Genomic DNA, 18,872 nt, shown 5'->3' with positions numbered 1-18,872 from the left:
CTCAGGCCTTCTTGGTGGGGTGCACGTGGGTCGAGCCGGGCGGGGGCGCGGTGTGGGTGCTGTGCCCGTGCGTGATGACCGCGGAGGGCGCGCCCGATGGTCCGGGGGCGGTGCTGACGGCCGAGGTGCCGGGCGTGGGCTGCGTTCCGGTCCCCGTGCCGGTTCCGGCGGTCGTGCCTGCGGTGCCTATGCCGGTGTGGCCGGGTCCTGCGTGGGTGCCCTTCCCCGGGCCGGCCTTACCGGTGGGCGCGGCGACCGGCGCGTGGGACGGCTGCGGCGCGGCCGGCAGCGGCAGATAGGGGCTGTTGATGGTGGGTCCGCCGAGGAGGGTGCTGATCAGCAGGGCAACGTAGGCCACCGCGGGCACCACCAGGACCCGGCCGAGGCGGCGCACCCGCCGCTGGCGGCGTCCGCTCGCGTCGACGAAGACCGGCCGGGCAGGTACCCGCCGATCGGGGGGTGTGATCGCCCCCTGGCCCGCGTCCTCGAGCTCGGTCGTAGTTCTCTGCACAAGCACCGGACCTTAGCGCCGCTTGGAAGGTTTGACCACGCCGGGACAGCGATACGAGATCCGCCCGTTACCCCCCAACTGGGGGGTAACGGGCCCGTCGCACCGCGTTCAGCCAAGCGGGACCGGGGCCGGCGTCGCACGCTGCTCGACCTCGCCCGCGTCCCCGATCGCGGCAGCGTCCTCGATGACGGCGGGGACGCCGCGCAGCCTGCGGACCACCAGACCGGCGCCGAGCAGCAGCACCGTGCCGCCGGCCAGGACGATCGCGTGGAACCCGTCCACGAAGGCCTGCTGCGCGCCGACCGTCAGCACGTGACCCAGCTGCCCCGGCAGTCCGGGTACGACGGAGACAGCGCCGCCGACCGACTCGTGCGCCGTGGCCGCGGCCTGCGCGGGCAGCCCGGCGGGGAGCTGAAGCCGGTGCCGGTAGACGGCGGTCAGCAGGCTGCCCAGCACCGCGATCCCGAGCGCGCCACCCAGCTCCGTGCCGGTCGACTCGACCGCGCTGGCCGCGCCGGCCCGCTCCTTGGGTGTGCTGGCGAGCATGGTGTCGCTCGAGATCCCGAAGACCAGCCCGATCCCGAGGCCGGAGATGAACATGACCCCGCCCATCACCCAGTAGTCGCTGTCGACGCCGACCAGCAGGTAGCCGAAGCAGGACGCGGCCATCAGCACCAGCCCGATCCCGACCGCCTTCGCCCGCCCGAGCCCCTTCACCGCGACCGGGCAGAGCGGCCCGGTGACCATCGCCCCCAGCGGACCGAGCAGCAGCGCGAAGCCCGTGCCCATCGGCGAGTAGCCGCGGACGTCCTGGAAGTAGAGCGAGGCGGCGAGCGACTGCGCGGCGAGAGCGAAGATGCTGAGGGTGTTGGCGCTGATGGCGCCGGAGAAGCCACGGTCGCGGAGCAGGGCGATGTCGACGAGGGGATTCGCGGTCCGGCGCTGCCGGACGACGAAGGCGGCGAGCAGGGCGGCGCCGAGACCCGCCGCGATCCAGACGGCGGGCTGGCCGAGACCGTCACGGGCGGCGGTCTTCAGGCCGTAGATGACGCCGACGACGCCGAGCGCGGAGAGCGGGACGCTGAGCCAGTCGATCCGACCGGGGTGGGGGTTGCGCGACTCCACGAGCAGGGCCGAGCCGAAGCCGATCACCAGCGCCATGACGGGAATGTTGATCAGGAACACCGACCCCCACCAGAAGTGGTCCAGCAACGGCCCACCGACCACCGGCCCCAGCGCGAAGCCGCCTGCGGCGACGCCCCCGGAGATGCCCATGGCCATGGTGCGCTCCTTCGGGTCGCTGAAGGCGTTCCGCACGAGGGAGAGGGTCGACGGCATGATCGTCGCCGCGGCGATGCCCTGCAGGGCGCGAGCCGCGATCAACGTGCCGGCACTCGGCGCCTCCGCGGTGAGCGCGGACGCGACGGCGAAGGCGACCCCGCCGAGCAACAGCAGCCGCTTGCGACCGAACCGGTCACCGAGGTTGCCCATGACGATGACGAGCCCGCCGAGGGCGAAGCCGTAGGCGTCGGCGATCCAGAGCAGCTGCGTGGCGGAGGGGTGCATGTCGTGCACGAGGTGCGGGAACGCGAGGTTCACGACGGTGTTGTCGATCCCGAGAACGAGGGACGCGACACAGCAGATGGCGAGGGTGCCCCACTTGCGGGCTGCGGAGAGGTGCTCGGCGGAGGTCATGCACCGAGCTTCGACCGCAGTCCTGACCACCCACTGACCGTTGGCTGACCACCTGCGCACCGCTCTTTTGGCAGACGGGGAACTTGCACTGTCCAGGGGCGCGGGGAACTGCGCGAGCAACCACCCTGTGCGGATGGCCCTGCGCGTTCGGTGCGATACCTGCGTGGGTGGCTTGTCGCGCAGTTCCCCGCGCCCCTGGGGTGGTTGCAACTCACTCAGCGAGCAAAAGGTGCAGGTACTCGACCGCGTCGCGGGGGTCGCGGGTCGCGCCTTTGGTGAACGCCGCGTCGTAGCCCTCCGGGCGCAAGGTCTCCCGCAGGCGCGGGGTCAGCGCAGCGATCGCGCGTTCCCCGCCCAAGGGGTCCAGCAGGACGGCCACGCCGCACAGTTCCGCCGCCGTTTCGGGCCGTCCGTCGCCGACGGCAAGCTCCGCGACCGGCGCGGCCAGGGCGCCGTAGTACGGCAGGTTGTGGCGGCCGGGAATCACCGCCGCCGCCGCTCGGAGTCGGGACCGCGCCGCGTCCCGCGCGCCCTCGGTAAGGTCGATCCGCGCCAGCATCAACAACACCGCGGCCTGCGTCCACTCCCCGCTCGCCCAGCCCACCAGCCGGCTGGCCAGCGCCAGCGCACACAGCTCGCGCGCCGCCTTCGTCTCGCCGCGCCGCAGCGCGACCTCCGCGAGGCCGAGGCGGGCCTGCGCGAGGTTGTCGCTGATGCCCAGCGGTTCGACCAGCTCCACCGCGCGCAGCAGGTCCGTCTCCGCCGCCCCGAGGTCGTCGGCGATCAGGCTCAGCTCGGACCGGCTCCACAGCAGTTCCGCCATGTCCTCCGGTGACTGCAACTCGCCCGCCAGGGTGAGCGCCCGGTCCGTGCAGGCCGAGGACGCCGCGCGGTCGCCGCGGCGACCGATCGCGCGCGCCAGCTCCATCAGGGCCATCACCATGCCCCAGCGGTCGCCCTGCTGCTCGAAATCGTGCAGCGCCGCCGCGAACTCGCGCTCGGTCGCCTCCGCGTCGGCGTGGACGAACCAGTACTGGAAGCCCATGCCGGTGTGCAGCAGCCCGCGATACCAGGGGTCGGTGAGGACGGCGTCGGCCGCGGCGTTCTGCTCCGCCATCGACACGTCGTCCGGCACTCCGACGAACGGCGCCCACTGCACGATCAGGTGCGGGAAACGGAGTGGATGCTGGTACATCAGCCGGTCCATGACGGGACGGCAGCTGTCGATCCAGCCGACGAGCTCCGGGGTGTCCATGCCGCCGGAGATCGCCGTCATCACGGCGAGCACGAACTGTTCCTCGCGTTCGGGCGGGATCACCCCGCCCAGCGCGGCGAGGAGCCGCTGCGCGGGGACGCGGCCCTCCGTGCGCAGACCGCGCAGCATCCAGTAGGAGGAGAGGCAGGCCAGCAGGTCCAGCGCGCGGTCGGTGTCGGTCGCGATCGCGTGGCGCAGCGCGGCGTTGAGGTTGTCGTGGTCGGCGGCGAGCCTGGCCAGCCAGTCGAGCTGGTCCGCCGTGCGCAGTCGCGGCTCGGCCTCGGCCGCGAGCGCGAGGAAGAAGGACAGATGCGCGTCCGCGTACGCGCGCTGCTCGTCGGCTGCGGCCAGCTTGTCGGCGGCGTAGGCGCGGACGGTCTCCAGCATGCGGTAGCGCATCTCGCCCGCGGCGTGCGGCTGGTAGGCCACGACGAGGGACTTTTCGACGAGCGCACCGAGCAGGTCGAGGGTGTCCTCGGCCACGTCGCAGACCGACTCGGCGGCGGTCAGGGTCCAGCCGCCGGAGAAGACGGAGATCCGCCGCAGCATGGTGCGCTCGCTCTCCGGCAGCAGGTCCCAGCTCCAGTCGACGACGGCGCGCAGGGTCTGCTGTCGCGGCTGCGCGGTGCGGCTGCCGCCGGTGAGCAGGCGGAACCGGTCGTCGAGCCGGTCGGCGATCTGGCGCGGCGTCAGCAGCCGGAGCCGCGCCGCGGCGAGCTCGATGGCGAGCGGCAGGCCGTCCAGCCGTCGGCAGATCTCCGCGACGGCAGTGGCGTCGGCTGCGTCCAGCGTGTCGGGGTCGAAGCCGGGCCGGACGGCGGCGGCGCGTTCCGCGAAGAGCCGCAGCGCTTCGGGCGCGGGCAGCGGCTCCAGCGGGCGGACCCGCTCACCGGGGACGGCGAGAGCCTCTCTGCTGGTCGCGAGCACGCGCAGCTCCGGGCAGGCGGCGAGCAGGCCCTCGGCGAGGGCGGCGACCTCGCCGACGATCTGCTCGCAGTTGTCGAGCACGAGGAGCAGGTCCCCGCGCCGCGACAGCGCTGGTGCGAGCCGCGCGGCCGCGTCCCCGCCGGGCGCCGTCGCCCCGAGTACGCCGGCCTCCCGCACGCCCAGCGCGCCGAGCAGCGCGGGCGCGAGCGCGGCCCCGTCAGCGACGCGGGACAGGTCGACGAAACAGGCCCCTCCCGGACCGGCGGCGTCGCGGGCGGCAGTCTCCAGCGCGAGCCGCGTCTTGCCGGTCCCCCCTGGCCCGGTCAATGTCACCAACCGGGCGTCACGCAAGGCGCCGGCCAACGCGGCGAGCTCGGGCTCCCGCCCGACAAAACTGGTCAGCGGCCGCGGCACGGGCGGGACGGGCGACACGGATGCAAGATCGCCAAATGTTTCACGTGAAGCACTTTGCGATCTTGCTTCCACCCCGCCGTAGTCACCAGAGCCCACGGCCGGGGCGGCCGCCGACGACCCACCAAGATCGCCAAGTATTTCACGTGAAGCATTTGGCGATCTTGTCCGCCCCACCGCCCGCAACGCCGGGTCGGCGCGGAGAACGGCCAGGTGCAGGTCGGCGAGTTCAGGGCCGGGGTCCGCGCCGAGGGTGTCCGCCAGGGCCTCCCGGAGGGAGGCGAACGCCGCGAGCGCGTCGGCCTGGCGGCCGGCCGCGTAGAGGGCGCGCATCAGCAGCGCGGAGAGTCGTTCGCGCAGCGGCTCCTCGGCGACCGCCGTCCGCAGCTCGGCGATCAGCTCGCGTTCGCGGCCCAGCGCGAGCCCCGCTTCCGCGCGCGACTCGACCGCGGCCAGCCGGAACTCGGCCAGCCGGACCACCTGACCCGCCGCGAAGGGCGCGCCGCCGACGTCGGAGAGCGGCTCGCCCCGCCACAACGCGAGCGCCGCCGTCAGCGCGGTGAACGCCGCCTCCGCGTCGCCGCCCGCCAGCGCGGTCCGGCCCTCGGCGGCGAGGCGCTGGAACGCGTGCGCGTCGACCTCGTCCGGCGCGGTGGCCAGGCGGTAGCCGCCCGGCCCGCCCTCGACCGTCACGCCGAGCGGGCGCAGCGCGCCGCGCAGTCGCGAGATCTGCGACTGCAGCGCGTTGCCGACGTTCCCCGGCGGCTCCTCGCCGTAGAGGCCGTCGACCAGCCGCTCCGTCAACACGGTCCGGCCGACGTCCAGCAGCAGCAGCGCGAGCAGCGCACGGCGGCCCGGCCCGCCGAGGGCGATCTCGCCGCCGTTGTCGGTCCATGCCTGGGTCGTGCCGAGGATGCCGAATCTCACCTCGCGATTCTGACCCATCGGTACGCGGTTCCGCCGGAAGATCCACAACCGGGGATGTGAGGATGTACCTGTGCTCCCCTCCCTCATCGCCACCGATCTCGACGGCACCCTGCTCCGCAGCGACGGCACGGTCTCGGCCCGTACCGAGGACGCGCTGCGCCGCGCCGAGGAGGCGGGCATCTGCATCGTCTTCGTCACCGGCCGCCCGCCCCGCTGGATGGACGCGGTCACCGCGGCGATCGGGCCGCACGGGATCGCCATCTGCTCGAACGGCGGCGCGCTCTACGACGTCCGTCGCAAGGAACTGCTGGAGACCCACCCGATGCGCGTCGACGACGCCCTCGCCACGGTCGAGGCGCTGCGCTCCGAGCTGCCGGAGGTGAGCTTCGCCTTCGAGTACCCGGCCGGCTTCTCGCACGAGCCCGCGTACCCGCGGACCCTGTGGGACATGGACGCGGCCGAGCTGGTCGCCCCGGCGGAGGAGATCCTGGCCGGCGCCGCGGGCCACCAGATCTTCAAGCTGCTCGCCAAGCACCCGGACATCGACCCGGACGAGTTCCTGCGACGCGGTCGCGAGCTCGTCGGCGAGTGCGGCGAGGTGACGCGCTCGGCGGCGGTGCCGATGCTGGAGATCGGCGCGCCAGGTGTCACCAAGGCGGCGGCGCTGGCCCGCTGGTGCGGCGAACGCGGCATTCCCGCGGAGCGGGTGCTGGCCTTCGGGGACATGCCGAATGATCTCCCGATGCTCGCCTGGGCGGGCACGGCGTACGCGGTGGCGAACGCGCACCCGGAGGTTCTGGCGGCCACGTCCCGCCACGCGGCCGACCACAACGATGACGGCGTCGCGCGGATCATCGAATCACTACTTTGAGTTGCACTTTCCAGGGGCGCGAGGAACTGCGCGAGAAACCACTGATGAGCGGATGGCCCTGTGCGTTCGGTCCATCACCTGCGTGGGTGGCTTGTCGCGCAGTTCCTCGCGCCCCTGGCACTTCCGCAAATCGCACGAACGTGCGGAGCGGGAGTGGAATCATGGAAGACATGCTCACCACCGAGTATGACGGGTGCGGCCGGTGCTGTGTGGGCGTGCGGCGACTGTCGCGCAGGTCGGACGACACCAGCAGTCCGGAGCGGCAGGCACAGCAGATCGTAGCGGCTGTCGCAGAGGTCGGCGGGCATGTGATCGCGTGGGCGGACGACTGGGAGGTGTCCGGGGCGACCGACCCGCTCACGCGGAAGGGGTTCGGTCCGTGGCTGCGCGGCGAGATGGGCCCGTATGACGGGATCGCCGCCGCCAGCGTGGACCGGGTAGGGCGCAACGTACGGGACACGTTGAACACGCAGGAGCTCTTGACCGGGCAGGGCCGCTTGATCATCACGGCCGAACATCCCGGGGTGTGGGACTTCACCGACCCGAACCAGGAGAACGAGTGGCTGATCAAGGCGTGGGGGTCGCAGATGGAGCTACGCATGATCCAGAAGCGGAACCGGGACGAGACGCTGCGGGCCCGCGCGGCAGGGCAGCCACGGCAGATCCCCCCGTACGGGTACATGTACGTGCGCCTCGTTCCCACCGGCAAGGTGGATCACGTCGCCGTCGATCTCCCCGCGCACGCGGTGATCTCAGAGGTAGCGCAACGGATCTTGGCCGATGAGACGGGCAAGATCACGGTGCACTCCGAGGCCGCCCGGCTCACGCGGGCAGGGGTGCCCGCCCCGTCGGACCGCCGCGCCCAGCTCTACGGCCGCCCGCTCAAGGGCACCCCGTGGAACGCGAAGAGCCTGCGCGCGATCTTGACCAGTGACGCCGCACTCGGCTACCTGATGCACCAGGGCCGTCCGGTGACCGGCCCGGACGGGAAGCCGCGCCGGATCGCCGACCCGTTGTGGGACGCTGCCACGCACCGCGCGCTTGGGGAGAAGCTGTCCCCGAAGCGGGACGGGGCCCGGACCCCGAAGGGCGCGCATCGGCTGTCGGGGCTGTCGTGGTGCGGCAACTGCGGGGCCCGCCTGTACATCGCGGGACGCTCCGCCGGAGCGCCACCGGCCTACGGCTGCACCGGCCGGGTACGCGGCATCCCCGCCTCCCAGCACTGCCAGCCCGCCCCCATGATGGCCGTGCCGCTGCTGGACCAGGCCGTAGAGGCGTGGTTCCTCGCCGAGTACGGCACCGGGCAGGTCATGGCCAAGGTGTACGACCCTGGCACCGGCTACGCCTCCGAGATCAAGGAGTTGGAGGCATCCCGCGCCAGGCTGCGGGAGGACCGCGCGGCAGGACTGTACGACGCGGCGGACGACGCCCAGTGGTTCCGCACCCGCTACGCCCAGTTGGGCCAGGAGATCACCGAGCTGCGGGCCCTGCCGGAGCGCGAGCCCGGCATGCGCATGGTGCCGACTGGGCAGAGCATCGCCCAGGCATGGGCAGCCGCCGAGGACGACGCCGTTCGCCGAGAGATGCTGAACGAGTACGACGTGCGGGTCGTGCTGCACTCGGGACAGGCCCCCAAGCGGTACGTGATCACCGGTGTGAGCCTCATGGACGCCGCCGGGTAGGCACTAGCTCCGGCTCGCGCGCCAACGGGCGAAGCAGAGTGCCACGAACCCCAGAGCTTCCACGGGAAAGGCCACCGTGGGCACGCGCAGGACCATAAGCGCCGCGCCCGAGAAAAGTAGAACCGCAGCCGCTGACTCCCGCCTCAACTGCGACGCGGAACGCCTGCTCCTGTTAGGACGTATCACCTGACGGCCCGTCATCACCTGCACGAGATTGAACAAGACTCCCAGGCCAGCGAGGCAGGCCACAGCTATCGGCATGCGCCGGAGCATAGACGCCGACGCAAGATGCGGACCAGCGACGGACCCCGATCGAGATCAACGGCCTGCCCGAAAGAGCCCATTTACGTCCGACGCAGCCAGGCGGGGAACGACGTAGCGGACGAAACGACCCCCACGCGTCTTGAACATCAACGGGTCGGCCGACAGAGCGCATGCCACGCCGTGATCCTCGTCGTCAGCCGCCAGCGCGACCAGGACCCGCACCGAAGCGATCTGCCACAGCGCGAACGGTGCGAGGTCCAGCGCGAAGCTGTGCCCAGGCATTCCGTCGATCTCCAGGCGGACACCGGCCCCCGTCCGGCGGACGATGACCGGCAGCGCCGGACCGGTGATCACTGCCCGCCAGCCGCCCGCCGGCGAAGCAGCCCCGCCCAGTACCGCCGCCGCCCGTTCGGCCACCTCACGCGAGCAGCGGGCGATCTGCCAGGAGTCCGCGCCGTCACCGGCCCCGGGCAGCACGCTGACGCGCCCTGACAGGTCAGTCCGCATCACGGCCCCCGGGGTCTGCCTGCCGGTCAGGGTGATCATGGCCAGTCCGTGCAGCGTCTCGCCGTGCCCCACCCGCCCACCCGGGTTCGAGCTGCCGCGCGATGCGCCTGCCCCGATACAGGTCGTCCGCGATCCCGGCCGCGATCTCCGCTTCACCGGGCGTGTAGCCGATCCCCGCGAAACTCCACGCCGCCTCACTCACTGTGCCTGCATCGTCCCCGAGTCCCAGCGTCCGGAGGGTGTACGCCGCCCGCTCAGCCCGCAGCTCCCGATACGTGGTCGAGTAGCTACGGCTCTTGGTGATGCAGTGCCCCCGGTAGCCGAGCGTGTGCGCCCACGCCTGCAAGTTCAGGTGAGCCAGCTCCGGGACCTCGCCCAGCCGCCAGCACGTGCCCACCAACGCCCGGTAGTGCGCGCTGACGCGGAGTTTCCCGATGCGGTCGGGGTCGTCGATGCGGTGATCGATCACCCCGGACGCATGCGCGCCCTTGGCCGTGTACTTGGCCACGTACGAGGCCACCTGATCATCACTCACCCCACCGTCGCCGCCTGCGGTCAGTGCGTGCGCCTCGATCTGTCCGCCGTAGCACAGACGGCGTTGCCCGTAGGCAGGTGAGGCGGGAGCGCTGAGGTTCACGGCCGCCGCCGCGCTGCTGATGGCACCGATCAACAGTTCCGCGCTCGCCCACGCCGGGGGCGCACTGCCCAGGCCCTCCGAGCCGTCGAGGCGGATCACGGTGTGGAAGTGGATCGCTCCGCGTGCCTGGTACTCGGCGACCTTCGCGGCGCAGATCCTCACCTGCTTGCGGATCTTGGACCGCTGTACGCCCGCTGCTGCGGCGAAGTGGTGGTACAGGTTGTCCCTGAACGCGGTCCACAGGCGCGGCGCGTGCGCGTTCCACAGCACGTGCCCCACGTAGTCGTAGCAGCCGGGGCAGAGCGCCTGCCCCACCGCGTCGTCTCCCTCAGCGTGCGCCGTGCGGCAGCCGCGCGGCAGCCCGTGCGGGCACAAGCCCCGCCGCGTGCGGTGGCACTCGCCTACGCGGTGAACCGAACCGAACGAGGGGGCGGTGAGGGTCGCGAACACGCGAGGGTTCTCCCGGACGTGTTCGGGGACGCCCTTCCCGCCGACCAGGCCCGCCCGCACCAAGTGGTAACTGTCCCCTTGGTACAGCCGTGAGCACGAGGGGCAGCGGCTCGCCCGCCGGTTGCGGCAGCGGACCGCGAGCCGCCCGCCCGGCTCGCTCCGGGTGCTGTACTCGCGTATCAGCGCGCCCGTGGCCGCGTCGTAGGTGCGCTTGTGCCCGGCCACGAAGATCGGTTGAGCGCAGCCGCCGACCGATTCGATCTGTTCGAGCCAGCGCCCGAGGTTCGGCATCTGCCCGAGCCGGACGAGATCCTGTTCGGTCTCGTCCAGCGCGGCGATCCGGTCGAGCTGATCGAGGAACGTCCGCCGGGCCTGCGGGCTGTCATGGGGGTTGATGGTCATGGTGGATGCCTCCAAGGCGGGTGGGGCCGTAGCCCCGGCCGCCGCCCCGCGAGAGGCAGCAGGCGACCGGAGGCCACGGCGAGGATCGGGCTTGGGTGGGATGGGCCGGGTGGCATGGGAACTCCAGTTCGATCTAGTGCTGATGGGTGAAGCCGGTGACGAGCCACTGGACGGTGAAGGCGAGCGGGTTCCCGAGCGGGCTGCGGGCGAGGTAGAACCCGAACACCGTCAAGGTGATGACCTGCCAGACGCGCAGTTCGCCGGAGCGGATCAGCAGGAACACCACGACCGCGAGGAAGCCGACCAGCGGCATGGCGAGCGTCATTCCTCGATCACCCCATCGGGGTCCGCGTCGCCGTCCAGGTACACGCCGTCCGCCGGGTGCGCCCCGAGGGATTCCGGCATGACCGGGGCCGGGTGGTCGCCGAGGGGCGGCAGGACCGGCGTCATGTGGGCGTACTTGGCGGAGGTCTTGCGGGCTTGGCCGGGGGTGACCAGGCAGGAGCGCCCTCGCATCACCGCCCCGTCCGCGTAGCTGACCATGACGCCCTGTTGGGTATGGCTGATCTGCTGAGCGGCGATCACGGCTTCCTTGCTGATATCCCCGAGCACCATCTCTGCCGTGGCGGGGTCGTTGACGCGGTGGCAGACCCGGCCGCCGAGCTGCGCACGCAGCGCCGTCACCCCGGGGCCCAGGTCGGAGCCGACGCGCTGGCCGGCGACGATCAGGTGAACCCCCAACGCCGCGCCAAGCTGCGCGAGCCGCAGCATCGCCGTGGAGACCCGCCCTACCTCTGCCTTTTCGGCGCTGGTGGCCATCAGGTACAGCTCCGCCACCTCATCCACCAGCACGATCACCGGCACAGGCCGCGCCTTGTCGCTCAGCTCCCAGATCGAGCGCACCCCCGCCTCACGGCAGATCCGCATCCGGTCCAAGGCCAGATCGACCAGGTAATCCAGCAGGTCCGCCGCCTCCGCCCGGGTCGTGGCCAGCGCCGAAAGCCGAGGCGCGAACAGGCTCAGCTCCATGCCGCCCTTGAGGTCGATCCCGACCAAGGCGAGCGGCTGCTTGCCCCACTCCGACACCAACGCGGCGATCAACGTGGACTTGCCCGAACGGGTGGCGCCCACGATCAGCCAGTGCGGAACCTCCCTCAAGTCGATCAGCCAGGTGAACCCGTCCTCCCACTGACCCACCGCCGCCCGCATCAACTGCCCGCGATGGTGCGCCGGAACCGTCGGATTGCTCAGCGGGTCCCAAGCGATCAAGCGCAGGTGCACGTACCCGTACTGCTGGGAGTGGACCCGCACCCGGAACACCCGGAACGCGTGCGCCATCGCTTCGGCCGCCGCCGCGTACTGCTCCGGAACCTGCCCCGGGTGCATCTTCACCCGCACCACCAGGCCCCCGTGCTCCACCTTCGGCACCCCGAGCCGGGGAGCCGCAGGCTTCAACGCGCGCCCCCGGACCACCACGTCATTGCCCAGCAGCGCCAGGGGCGGACGCTTGGCCACGGCAAGGTTCTGGAGGTCCGTCAGCTTGCGCCAGGTCCACCACATCCGGACCGCCGTGACCGGGGCACCGATCAGCCGCCACCACACCTGCGGCCACCGCGCGAACAACCACGGGGAGAGCACCCGCAGCAACAGCAGCCCAGCCGCCACCACGATCACCATCGTGAGGAACACCGGCATCCCCACCGAACCGCCACCAGTCGTGACCGGGACGACCGCCGCCGCAGCGGACGCGGCCGGATGCCGAGCCAACTCGCACGCCACCCCGATCAGCCCGCCGCACACGGGCCCGCCATGCGGCCCCATCAGGCACCGTCCCCGGGGTCGAGCGGGGGCAGCTGCACGCCGTTCTCCGCCATCTCGTTGCGCAGCTCGGTTTCCAGGCCCGAGGCGAGCGTGCCCGCGTCGGTGGCCATCGGGGCGATAAGCGCGAGCAGGAACCGGTACTGCCCCTGCTCCATCCCCTCGTGCAGCTCCGCGCCCAGGTCCGCCAAGTCGGACAGCCGCTCTTGCAGGTGGTGCCAGGTCCGCCCGCTCACTTCGCCGCCCCCTTCCCGGCAGCCGGGCCCTCAGTCGGCGGGGCCAGGACCGGGGAGTCAGGCAACACCTTGGCCGCACGGAACGCCAGTCCGGTGCGGCCGTTCATCTCCCACATGAACGCCTCCGGCTCCACCAGTTCCACGTACATCCCCGGCGCGATCCCCTCCGGCTCCCCGGACACGGACACCTCGATCAGCGCGGGACGCCGAGCGTCGGGACGCACCGCAACCCCGACCATCCACACCGGCACCCCGTCCCGGTCGGCCTTCACCGCACCCGTGGTCGGGTCCGTCTTGCACTCCACGGACACGCACAGTGCGGGCCCGAGCCGCCCCGCGTGCAGCGGCAGATTCTTGATCGACACTTCTCGTCCTCTCGACTTCGCCAGACAACATGCGTCAGTTGTCATGATGAATGTTGGCGAGGTCGAGGATGCGCCGACTTGACCCGGAGCGCAAGGAGATTCATGCTTACAACTGACGATTAAGGTCCGTCGCACGAGGTCTGATCAGCGCGAACGTATTCGAATAACCGTTCGATAACGAGGAGCGTCGGCCAACGCCCGGCCACGCAGGCGAAGGGGGCAGCACCCATGGCGATCATCAAGACGCAGGCGCTGTACAAGCAGGTAGCAGCCGAGATGCGACGCACCATCGCAGCCGGCGAATGGACACCAGGCCAGCAAATCCCCACCGAAGACGCCCTGTCAGCCCTGTACGAGGTCTCCCGCCCCACCGTCCGCCAGGCCGTCGCCGCACTCCGCACCGAAGGTCTACTGGACGCGCAACAGGGACGCGGCACCTTCGTGACGGTCCAACCCGCTGCCGGTCAGACCCCGTACCCGCGCGACACCGACCCCACCGCCCACGGCTGGACCACCCCCGACGACCAGGCAGCCGCCACGCACCTGCGGCTCACCGCCGAGCAAGCCGCCGCCCTCGAACTGGACGAGGGCGAAGCCGCGTTCTGCGTCGAACGCCTCCACGTCCACGCCGACACCGGGGCCCGCGTACTGCACCGCACAATCCTGCCCATGGAACGGATCACCGGCACACCGCTTGCGAAGAACCCGGCCATGCCGTGCGCCAAGGCCCAGGCCACACTCACCAAAGCCCACGGCCCCATTGAATGGCGCGAGTCCGTCAGCGCCCGCATGCCCCAGCCCGACGAAACCGCAGCGCTCCAACTCGGCCAGCCCACACACCTGCTGATCACTCAGCGCGTCACCGTCGCCACCGGCACAGGGCAGCCGCTGATCATCGAGACCACGGCCACCCCCGCCGACGCCGCCCGCTACACCTACACCCTCACCCCCAGAGTTGCCCCGACTATGGCCCGCCGAGGCGGCAATTTGCGCCCCGTGGAGTAGCCGCCGCCCTCGGCCTCGGCGCTGAGCCGCGGCACACCGAAGGCACCCGCGCCAAGCTGAAACGCCTGGTCAGCCGCGGCATCTTCACCGAACCCGAGCCCGGCCTGCTCAGAATGCCGGACCCGTGATGGAGTCCTCGGCAGCGGAAATCCTTGCGCATCATCACCACCCCTTCCCGCCAAGGACCATCGGTCAGTCCCACCAGAACCACCAGTGGGTCCGGTTCACGAGGCTGCCGGCGTACTCGGGGAAAGGGGTCGGTGGGTCGTCGACGACATTGTCGGCGGTCGACAGCACATGCTCCAGCGCCAGCAGTTCCGCCTGGTCGGTGCCCCGAGGAGGCCGGGCCACCGCGACATGAAGCTCGCTTCCGAACATCGCCACCACCTGAGTCCCGAAACGCTCTTCCCAGCTGCGTAGCAGTGCACACAGCAACTGAATTGGCGCATCCGCCTTCCAACCGAGGACGGCCGGGATGTCCGCGCCGCGCCGGGCCGGGACGAGCGCCAGGCGGCACTCCTTCAGCCCGTTCCAGTGCGTATCGACCAGGTGAGCGATCGTGCGTGCCGCCGTCTGGGTTGGGGTGGAGCTGTCAGCGGTGACAGGCGACGACGGTGCCAAACCAGGCCAGCTGTCGAAGGGCGGCCCTGGATCGTGCGGCCACGGCTCGACATCCTCTGGCATCTCCATCGGTATCGGCTCTGACCAGAACGGCAGCCGCTGCCGACGGTACTCGACGAAGTCTGCCGCTAGCTCCGGCTCCAGCCGGATCGCGTCCACTCCGGCCAGATCATGCGGCTGGCCCTGACCGTCGGGCCAGCACAGAAGCGGAAACAACCCGGTGATATGCGACTGGTCCAGCAGCAGACACCACAGATGTTCAATTTCTTGTGGTAGCTCGTTGGACAGCCATACGTCGACCGTCCCCCAGGACTCGAAGCGTCCAGGCGGCAGACCATCAGGCAAGAGAAAGGCCATGGCTGGACGGTAGAGCAGAGCACTGACACCTCGCACAAACCCGGTCATCCAATCGGACCGCTCTGATCGTGCGACGCGTCAAGGTTGAGCTACGACCAGACCCTAACGAGCGGCCGTCAAAATCTCGCAGAACACCCTCTCAGATCCGGCGAGGGGCGAGCTGTCGAATTCAGCTTTTACCACCTCGAGGGGCGAGCTGTCGAATTCAGCTTTTACCACCTCAAGCGGCGGCGCTTGCGCGCCGCCGGGCGGCCCCCGCCGCCCTCGGGCCGGGCATGCGGCCTGCGGCCGGTCCCGACCCGAGCGGCAGGCCGCCCCGACGCGAACACCACGCCGAGGCAACACCTGACCCACGCGCCCTCAGACAGCCCAACCCTCAGGCCGCATTGCCGCCATCGGCCACGAGATCCAGCAGCCGCGCCAGCTCGGACGCCGTCGCGCAGTCCAGGCTCACCGTCACCCGGCCCGCACCGTCCGACGCCCAGCCCGCCTGAGCCCGCGCCCGCTCACGGACCACGCCCCAGCGGCTCAGCGCCGTATTCAACTTGACCGCCGAGGCGCGCGCACGCAGCCACTCGCCCTCGTAGTCCACACCGGGCACCACCGGCCCGCCGTCCAGCTCCAGTACGTCCCACTCCCTCTCTATGTCGGTCCGGCCCCCGCCGTGATCCATGGTCATCCTGTCCTCAGTTCCCCGTGCCAGTGACTGACCCTGCGGCACCAGCACCCGGGACCAAGGTGGGCAACTCGACCCCTACAGGCCCCCGTTGAGTCGAACGACCTCGAACATGCGTAATCACCCGAGTACCATCGGTACCGGGTGCAAGCCCAACGGACCACCCCACCCCGTCCAAGGTCGCGGGGTGGTCCGTCTTGATCTTCGGTTGTGCGATATCAGGGCTCCCGACCCGTTGGTCAACGGCCGGGAGCCCCACCCGGGCGGGGACACGTTCACTCCCAGAACAACCCGCCAGGGAACTCACGGGGCGTCACACGTACACCACGCCCATCACGTCCCCCGCCCATCACGACGGGGGTGCCAGGTGTGCACGTACTGCTCCACACCCCGAACCCGTTCGACCCGCGCCCGATCCGCGCGCACCTTCCCGTGGCAGTACCCGCACCGGAACACCTGACCTCCCAGGCCACGCCGCCAGAACATCCCTCAGCCCTCCCCGCACCCGTCCGATTCGATCTCTTCCACCTCAGCCCACTCGTCCTCCGGCCCCGGAAGACGCCCCGCCACTGCCCGCCCATCAAGGCCAGGCCGGTACACCGGAACGAACCAGTAACTCGCGACGTAGCCCGGCACTCGCACCGCCTGGCCCGACTCCCGCTCAGACATCCTCGTCACCGCCCGCCAGTGGCTCGAAGTAGCGCGGCGTGTCCAGTCGGGCGTACACCGTCTTGCCCATTCCCGGCAGCTGACGCCACCACAGGTAATCGGCCATGCGGTGCACGATCATCAGACCCCGGCCGTCGATCAGCAGCGCCTCCGCCGGATCACTGTCCGGATCCGGGAACGTCAGCAGAGGCGCGGCCGTGCTGGTATCGCCCACCTCCACGAACAGGCAGCAGGTGGGGAAGTACCGCAGGCCCAGCGACACCGGCACCGGCCCGCCTGCCGACTGGCCGTGCGTCAACGCGTTGCCCATCAGCTCACCCACGCACAGGGCCACGTCGTCAGCCATCGGCCCGAGCCGCCAGTCAGCCATTGCCTCTACTGACACCCCACGAGCAATCCCGGCCACGTCCAGGCCAGGACGACGCCACACCCAGCACCGGTACCGGTGCCGCTGCTGAAGCACGGCCGTCCAGTCGTCCTCCGCGAGCGGTTCGCGCCTGTGCGCCGGGCGGAATTCCGCCGTGTGCTCTTCTGGGAGAAGCCCAGTGGCCATATCGCCCTCCGATCTATCCGCCCGTCGGCGATCATTGCCCGCCATGGTCGATGGCGGCTCACAACGAGCGTGCGCCCCGATCGGCGTTCCTCGGAAGTCAGTTCGGGGTACCCCATACGCGGAAACGGGGTACCCCGTGTCAGTGGCTGGATCTAATCTGAGAGCACGTCACAGCAGCGCAGGGGGCTCGCATGATCGACCGGCGCGAGTTACGCCGTTCCTTCCCGCTCACGATCTCTGATGATCTTTTGGCCAGCGCGGCGATGCAGCAGGCATGCACCGGGCGTGATTTCGGCGAGATCTTTCGCCTGGTCAACCGAAGAGCCGGAATCAGCTATGCGGAGATCGCTGCGGCCATCGGCAAGTTCACCACCGGGCGCGTCGGTGATGTCATCAGCGGCAGTCGCCATATCCGTAGCATCGAACTCATGAGCCGAATCGCAGACGCCTTCGGAATTCCGGGCGGCTTATTGGACCTTCCGCCACGGCCGTGGGAATCTCCGAGCCTCCAAGCGCGCACGGCGTCCCGGGTTCACGAGGATGACCTGTTGGAGACCGCCGAGGATCTTCGCCGATCGATGGACCGGGCCCTGTTCTCTGAGGCTGTCAGCACATCGCAAATCGATGCACTCGAAGACCGCGTCGCGCGCAATGCCCGCATGAGCCTGTTCATGCTGCCCATGGACATGCTGCGAAATCTACTGCGCGACTTTGACGATATTCGGGAACTTGCCGCGATCTCGAAGCAGCCGAGATTACTGGCCCGCCTATATCGGGCAGCGGCGCAAATCGCTGCTCTCACTGCCGACGAAATGATGGTGATCGGTGACATTCGCCAGGCGTGGGCTTGGCACGCCACCGCGAAGACTGCGGCAGACGCTACCGATGATCGGGCGACACAAGCACAAGTCGTTGCCCTTGGAACGCTGATTCCGCTCTACTACGGAGACGCCGGCGAAGCGGCAATACTTGCCCGCGCCGCGAGCGAGCTCGGCCGAGACGGGCAAGTCACACCGACTGCGGCAAGCACGCTGGCCCTCAATGTTGAGGCGTTGGCTCTGGCGCAACTGGACGATGCCACCGGAAGTCGTGAGCGCTTGGCTCTTGCGATGAGTGCCCTGGAAGCACTCGACGACTCCCACCAGGTTGATTCAGTCTTCGGATTCACTCAACGGCGCGCGCTCTTCTATCAGGGCCGCACTTACGCGGAGCTGGGAGAGACAGCCAAGGCTTGGCAAGTCCAGGAGCAGGCCCTAGCTCAGTATCCGAATGACGTTGTCGGAGACCGGGCAATCATTTACCTGGATCGCGCGAGGCAACTGGTTCGAGACGGGGAAACAGCCGACGGATGCATGCTGGCAAACCGGACGCTCTCCGAAATGCCAGCACGCCACCGAACAGAAATCTTCCTCAACAGAGGGGCGCGGGTTCTCACCGCAATCCCTGAACCCGCATCGACTCAAGTCCAAGTTTGCGAACTCTCAGACCTCATCGCCACAATCCGCGAAGACCTCCGAGGTCAGAACTAGGCCAATCGACGCTCAACCTCTTTTACCTTGGCCGTCATCGCATCAGTTACACCCTCACGAATATCCGCCTTGAGGACCATGCTGACCCGGCCCGTGTGAGCCCTCACGGCATCTACCGCGCCCTTCACCACCGCCATGACCTCATCCCACTCGCCCTCAAGGCGCGTGAACATGGCATCGGTCTCGTTGGGCAATCCGCTCTCGCGAACAACACGGATCGCGTCCGTTACGGCGTCTGCAACATCCTCACCGATGCCGATAGGCGTGACAGAAAAGGCGATGATCATGCCAGCTCCCTCCCGACGTCCCAGCCACGCACGCCACTCGTGCAAGACCAGGCCACTCGCTTGATCTCACAGTAGCCCGGTCGAGTTGGCGAAGAGTCCGACGCTAGAGATCTTCACGTTCGCGTTGAGTGCAGTAGAGCGGGTAGTCATCACCGAGCTCGGCTCAAGGTAGAGCGGTGAGCCGACCCCGGTCTGTGAGCGCCTGTCGTCAGACATA

At 69.9% G+C, this 18,872-nt stretch carries 17 protein-coding genes; 4 read left to right on the top strand and 13 right to left on the bottom strand.

Annotation, left to right across the window (positions count from 1 at the left end):
• Position 1: 1 nt before the first annotated feature.
• From ABIA32_RS01065 to ABIA32_RS01055, 3 genes are all read right to left on the bottom strand, one after another.
• On the bottom strand, positions 2-511 hold the full coding sequence (locus ABIA32_RS01065) for a hypothetical protein (RefSeq protein WP_370091728.1): 510 nt from the start codon (positions 509-511) through the stop codon (positions 2-4).
• A gap of 108 nt (positions 512-619) precedes the next feature.
• Positions 620-2,206: an MFS transporter gene (locus ABIA32_RS01060; RefSeq protein ID WP_370091727.1), complete on the bottom strand. Its 1,587-nt coding sequence runs from the start codon at positions 2,204-2,206 to the stop codon at positions 620-622.
• A gap of 211 nt (positions 2,207-2,417) precedes the next feature.
• A complete protein-coding gene (locus ABIA32_RS01055; protein WP_370091726.1) occupies positions 2,418-5,726 on the bottom strand; it encodes a BTAD domain-containing putative transcriptional regulator in 3,309 nt (1,102 codons plus the stop codon).
• Between the two features lie 70 nt (positions 5,727-5,796).
• Here ABIA32_RS01055 and ABIA32_RS01050 point away from each other — a divergent pair, with 70 nt between their 5' ends.
• Together ABIA32_RS01050 and ABIA32_RS01045 are read left to right on the top strand one after the other, a co-directional pair.
• Positions 5,797-6,597: an HAD family hydrolase gene (locus ABIA32_RS01050; protein WP_370091725.1), complete on the top strand. Its 801-nt coding sequence runs from the start codon at positions 5,797-5,799 to the stop codon at positions 6,595-6,597.
• 170 nt (positions 6,598-6,767) lie between these two features.
• The gene (locus ABIA32_RS01045; protein WP_370091724.1) at positions 6,768-8,279 is read left to right on the top strand and encodes a recombinase family protein; all 1,512 of its coding nucleotides are present in this window, start codon (positions 6,768-6,770) and stop codon (positions 8,277-8,279) included.
• A 318-nt stretch (positions 8,280-8,597) separates the two neighbouring features.
• On the opposite strand, the gene ABIA32_RS01040 is transcribed toward ABIA32_RS01045, so the two are convergent.
• The 6 genes from ABIA32_RS01040 to ABIA32_RS01015 all read right to left on the bottom strand — a co-directional run bounded on the left by ABIA32_RS01040 (position 8,598) and on the right by ABIA32_RS01015 (position 12,958).
• Positions 8,598-9,050, bottom strand: a complete 453-nt coding sequence (locus ABIA32_RS01040) for a hypothetical protein (protein WP_370091723.1) — start codon at positions 9,048-9,050, stop codon at positions 8,598-8,600.
• Complete coding sequence (locus ABIA32_RS01035) at positions 9,040-10,539, bottom strand: replication initiator (protein ID WP_370091722.1); 1,500 nt, start codon at positions 10,537-10,539, stop codon at positions 9,040-9,042. The genes ABIA32_RS01040 and ABIA32_RS01035 overlap by 11 nt, the downstream gene beginning before the upstream one ends.
• 133 nt (positions 10,540-10,672) lie before the next feature.
• Positions 10,673-10,864 (bottom strand): hypothetical protein, encoded by a 192-nt coding sequence (locus ABIA32_RS01030; RefSeq protein ID WP_370091721.1) that lies wholly within the window; start codon positions 10,862-10,864, stop codon positions 10,673-10,675.
• Entirely contained in the window at positions 10,861-12,306 is a 1,446-nt protein-coding gene (locus tag ABIA32_RS01025) for an FtsK/SpoIIIE domain-containing protein (RefSeq protein ID WP_370091720.1), read from the bottom strand. Before ABIA32_RS01025 ends, ABIA32_RS01030 begins: the two co-directional genes overlap by 4 nt.
• Positions 12,307-12,359: 53 nt before the next feature.
• A complete protein-coding gene (locus ABIA32_RS01020) occupies positions 12,360-12,593 on the bottom strand; it encodes a hypothetical protein (RefSeq protein WP_370091719.1) in 234 nt (77 codons plus the stop codon).
• A complete protein-coding gene (locus ABIA32_RS01015) occupies positions 12,590-12,958 on the bottom strand; it encodes a hypothetical protein (protein WP_370091718.1) in 369 nt (122 codons plus the stop codon). The genes ABIA32_RS01020 and ABIA32_RS01015 overlap by 4 nt, the downstream gene beginning before the upstream one ends.
• A 228-nt stretch (positions 12,959-13,186) precedes the next feature.
• Here ABIA32_RS01015 and ABIA32_RS01010 point away from each other — a divergent pair, with 228 nt between their 5' ends.
• Positions 13,187-13,963, top strand: coding sequence for a GntR family transcriptional regulator (locus ABIA32_RS01010; RefSeq protein ID WP_370091717.1), 777 nt, complete (start codon positions 13,187-13,189; stop codon positions 13,961-13,963).
• Between the two features lie 192 nt (positions 13,964-14,155).
• Here the strand turns inward: ABIA32_RS01010 and ABIA32_RS01005 are convergent, their stop codons facing one another.
• The 3 genes from ABIA32_RS01005 to ABIA32_RS00995 all read right to left on the bottom strand — a co-directional run bounded on the left by ABIA32_RS01005 (position 14,156) and on the right by ABIA32_RS00995 (position 16,632).
• Complete coding sequence (locus tag ABIA32_RS01005) at positions 14,156-14,941, bottom strand: DUF4253 domain-containing protein (protein ID WP_370091716.1); 786 nt, start codon at positions 14,939-14,941, stop codon at positions 14,156-14,158.
• 376 nt (positions 14,942-15,317) lie between these two features.
• A complete protein-coding gene (locus ABIA32_RS01000) occupies positions 15,318-15,620 on the bottom strand; it encodes a hypothetical protein (protein ID WP_370091715.1) in 303 nt (100 codons plus the stop codon).
• A gap of 658 nt (positions 15,621-16,278) precedes the next feature.
• Positions 16,279-16,632, bottom strand: a complete 354-nt coding sequence (locus ABIA32_RS00995; protein ID WP_370091714.1) for an ATP-binding protein — start codon at positions 16,630-16,632, stop codon at positions 16,279-16,281.
• Positions 16,633-17,030: 398 nt separating this feature from the next.
• Between ABIA32_RS00995 and ABIA32_RS00990 the strand changes: the two genes are divergently transcribed.
• Complete coding sequence (locus ABIA32_RS00990) at positions 17,031-18,368, top strand: hypothetical protein (protein ID WP_370091713.1); 1,338 nt, start codon at positions 17,031-17,033, stop codon at positions 18,366-18,368.
• Here the strand turns inward: ABIA32_RS00990 and ABIA32_RS00985 are convergent.
• Positions 18,365-18,655, bottom strand: coding sequence for an MTH1187 family thiamine-binding protein (locus tag ABIA32_RS00985; RefSeq protein ID WP_370091712.1), 291 nt, complete (start codon positions 18,653-18,655; stop codon positions 18,365-18,367). The two genes, ABIA32_RS00990 and ABIA32_RS00985, sit on opposite strands and share 4 nt — an antisense overlap.
• Positions 18,656-18,872 lie beyond the last annotated feature (217 nt).

Source organism: Streptacidiphilus sp. MAP12-20 (assembly GCF_041262525.1).
Classification (GTDB): Bacteria; Actinomycetota; Actinomycetes; order Streptomycetales; family Streptomycetaceae; genus Streptacidiphilus.
The sequence above is the reverse complement of the archived record's forward strand: the minus strand, read 5'-3'. Positions and strand labels throughout refer to the sequence as shown.

Excerpts from the sequence above, each read along its gene's own strand:
- ABIA32_RS01060 (WP_370091727.1), bottom strand. The coding sequence starts at position 2,206 with ATGACCTCCGCCGAGCACCTCTCCGCAGCCCGCAAGTGGGGCACCCTC.
- ABIA32_RS01045 (WP_370091724.1), top strand. The coding sequence starts at position 6,768 with ATGCTCACCACCGAGTATGACGGGTGCGGCCGGTGCTGTGTGGGCGTG.
- ABIA32_RS01040 (WP_370091723.1), bottom strand. The coding sequence starts at position 9,050 with ATGCGGACTGACCTGTCAGGGCGCGTCAGCGTGCTGCCCGGGGCCGGT.
- ABIA32_RS01035 (WP_370091722.1), bottom strand. The coding sequence starts at position 10,539 with ATGACCATCAACCCCCATGACAGCCCGCAGGCCCGGCGGACGTTCCTC.
- ABIA32_RS01030 (WP_370091721.1), bottom strand. The coding sequence starts at position 10,864 with ATGACGCTCGCCATGCCGCTGGTCGGCTTCCTCGCGGTCGTGGTGTTC.
- ABIA32_RS01010 (WP_370091717.1), top strand. The coding sequence starts at position 13,187 with ATGGCGATCATCAAGACGCAGGCGCTGTACAAGCAGGTAGCAGCCGAG.
- ABIA32_RS01005 (WP_370091716.1), bottom strand. The coding sequence starts at position 14,941 with ATGGCCTTTCTCTTGCCTGATGGTCTGCCGCCTGGACGCTTCGAGTCC.
- ABIA32_RS01000 (WP_370091715.1), bottom strand. The coding sequence starts at position 15,620 with ATGACCATGGATCACGGCGGGGGCCGGACCGACATAGAGAGGGAGTGG.
- ABIA32_RS00995 (WP_370091714.1), bottom strand. The coding sequence starts at position 16,632 with ATGGCTGACGACGTGGCCCTGTGCGTGGGTGAGCTGATGGGCAACGCG.
- ABIA32_RS00990 (WP_370091713.1), top strand. The coding sequence starts at position 17,031 with ATGATCGACCGGCGCGAGTTACGCCGTTCCTTCCCGCTCACGATCTCT.
- ABIA32_RS00985 (WP_370091712.1), bottom strand. The coding sequence starts at position 18,655 with ATGATCATCGCCTTTTCTGTCACGCCTATCGGCATCGGTGAGGATGTT.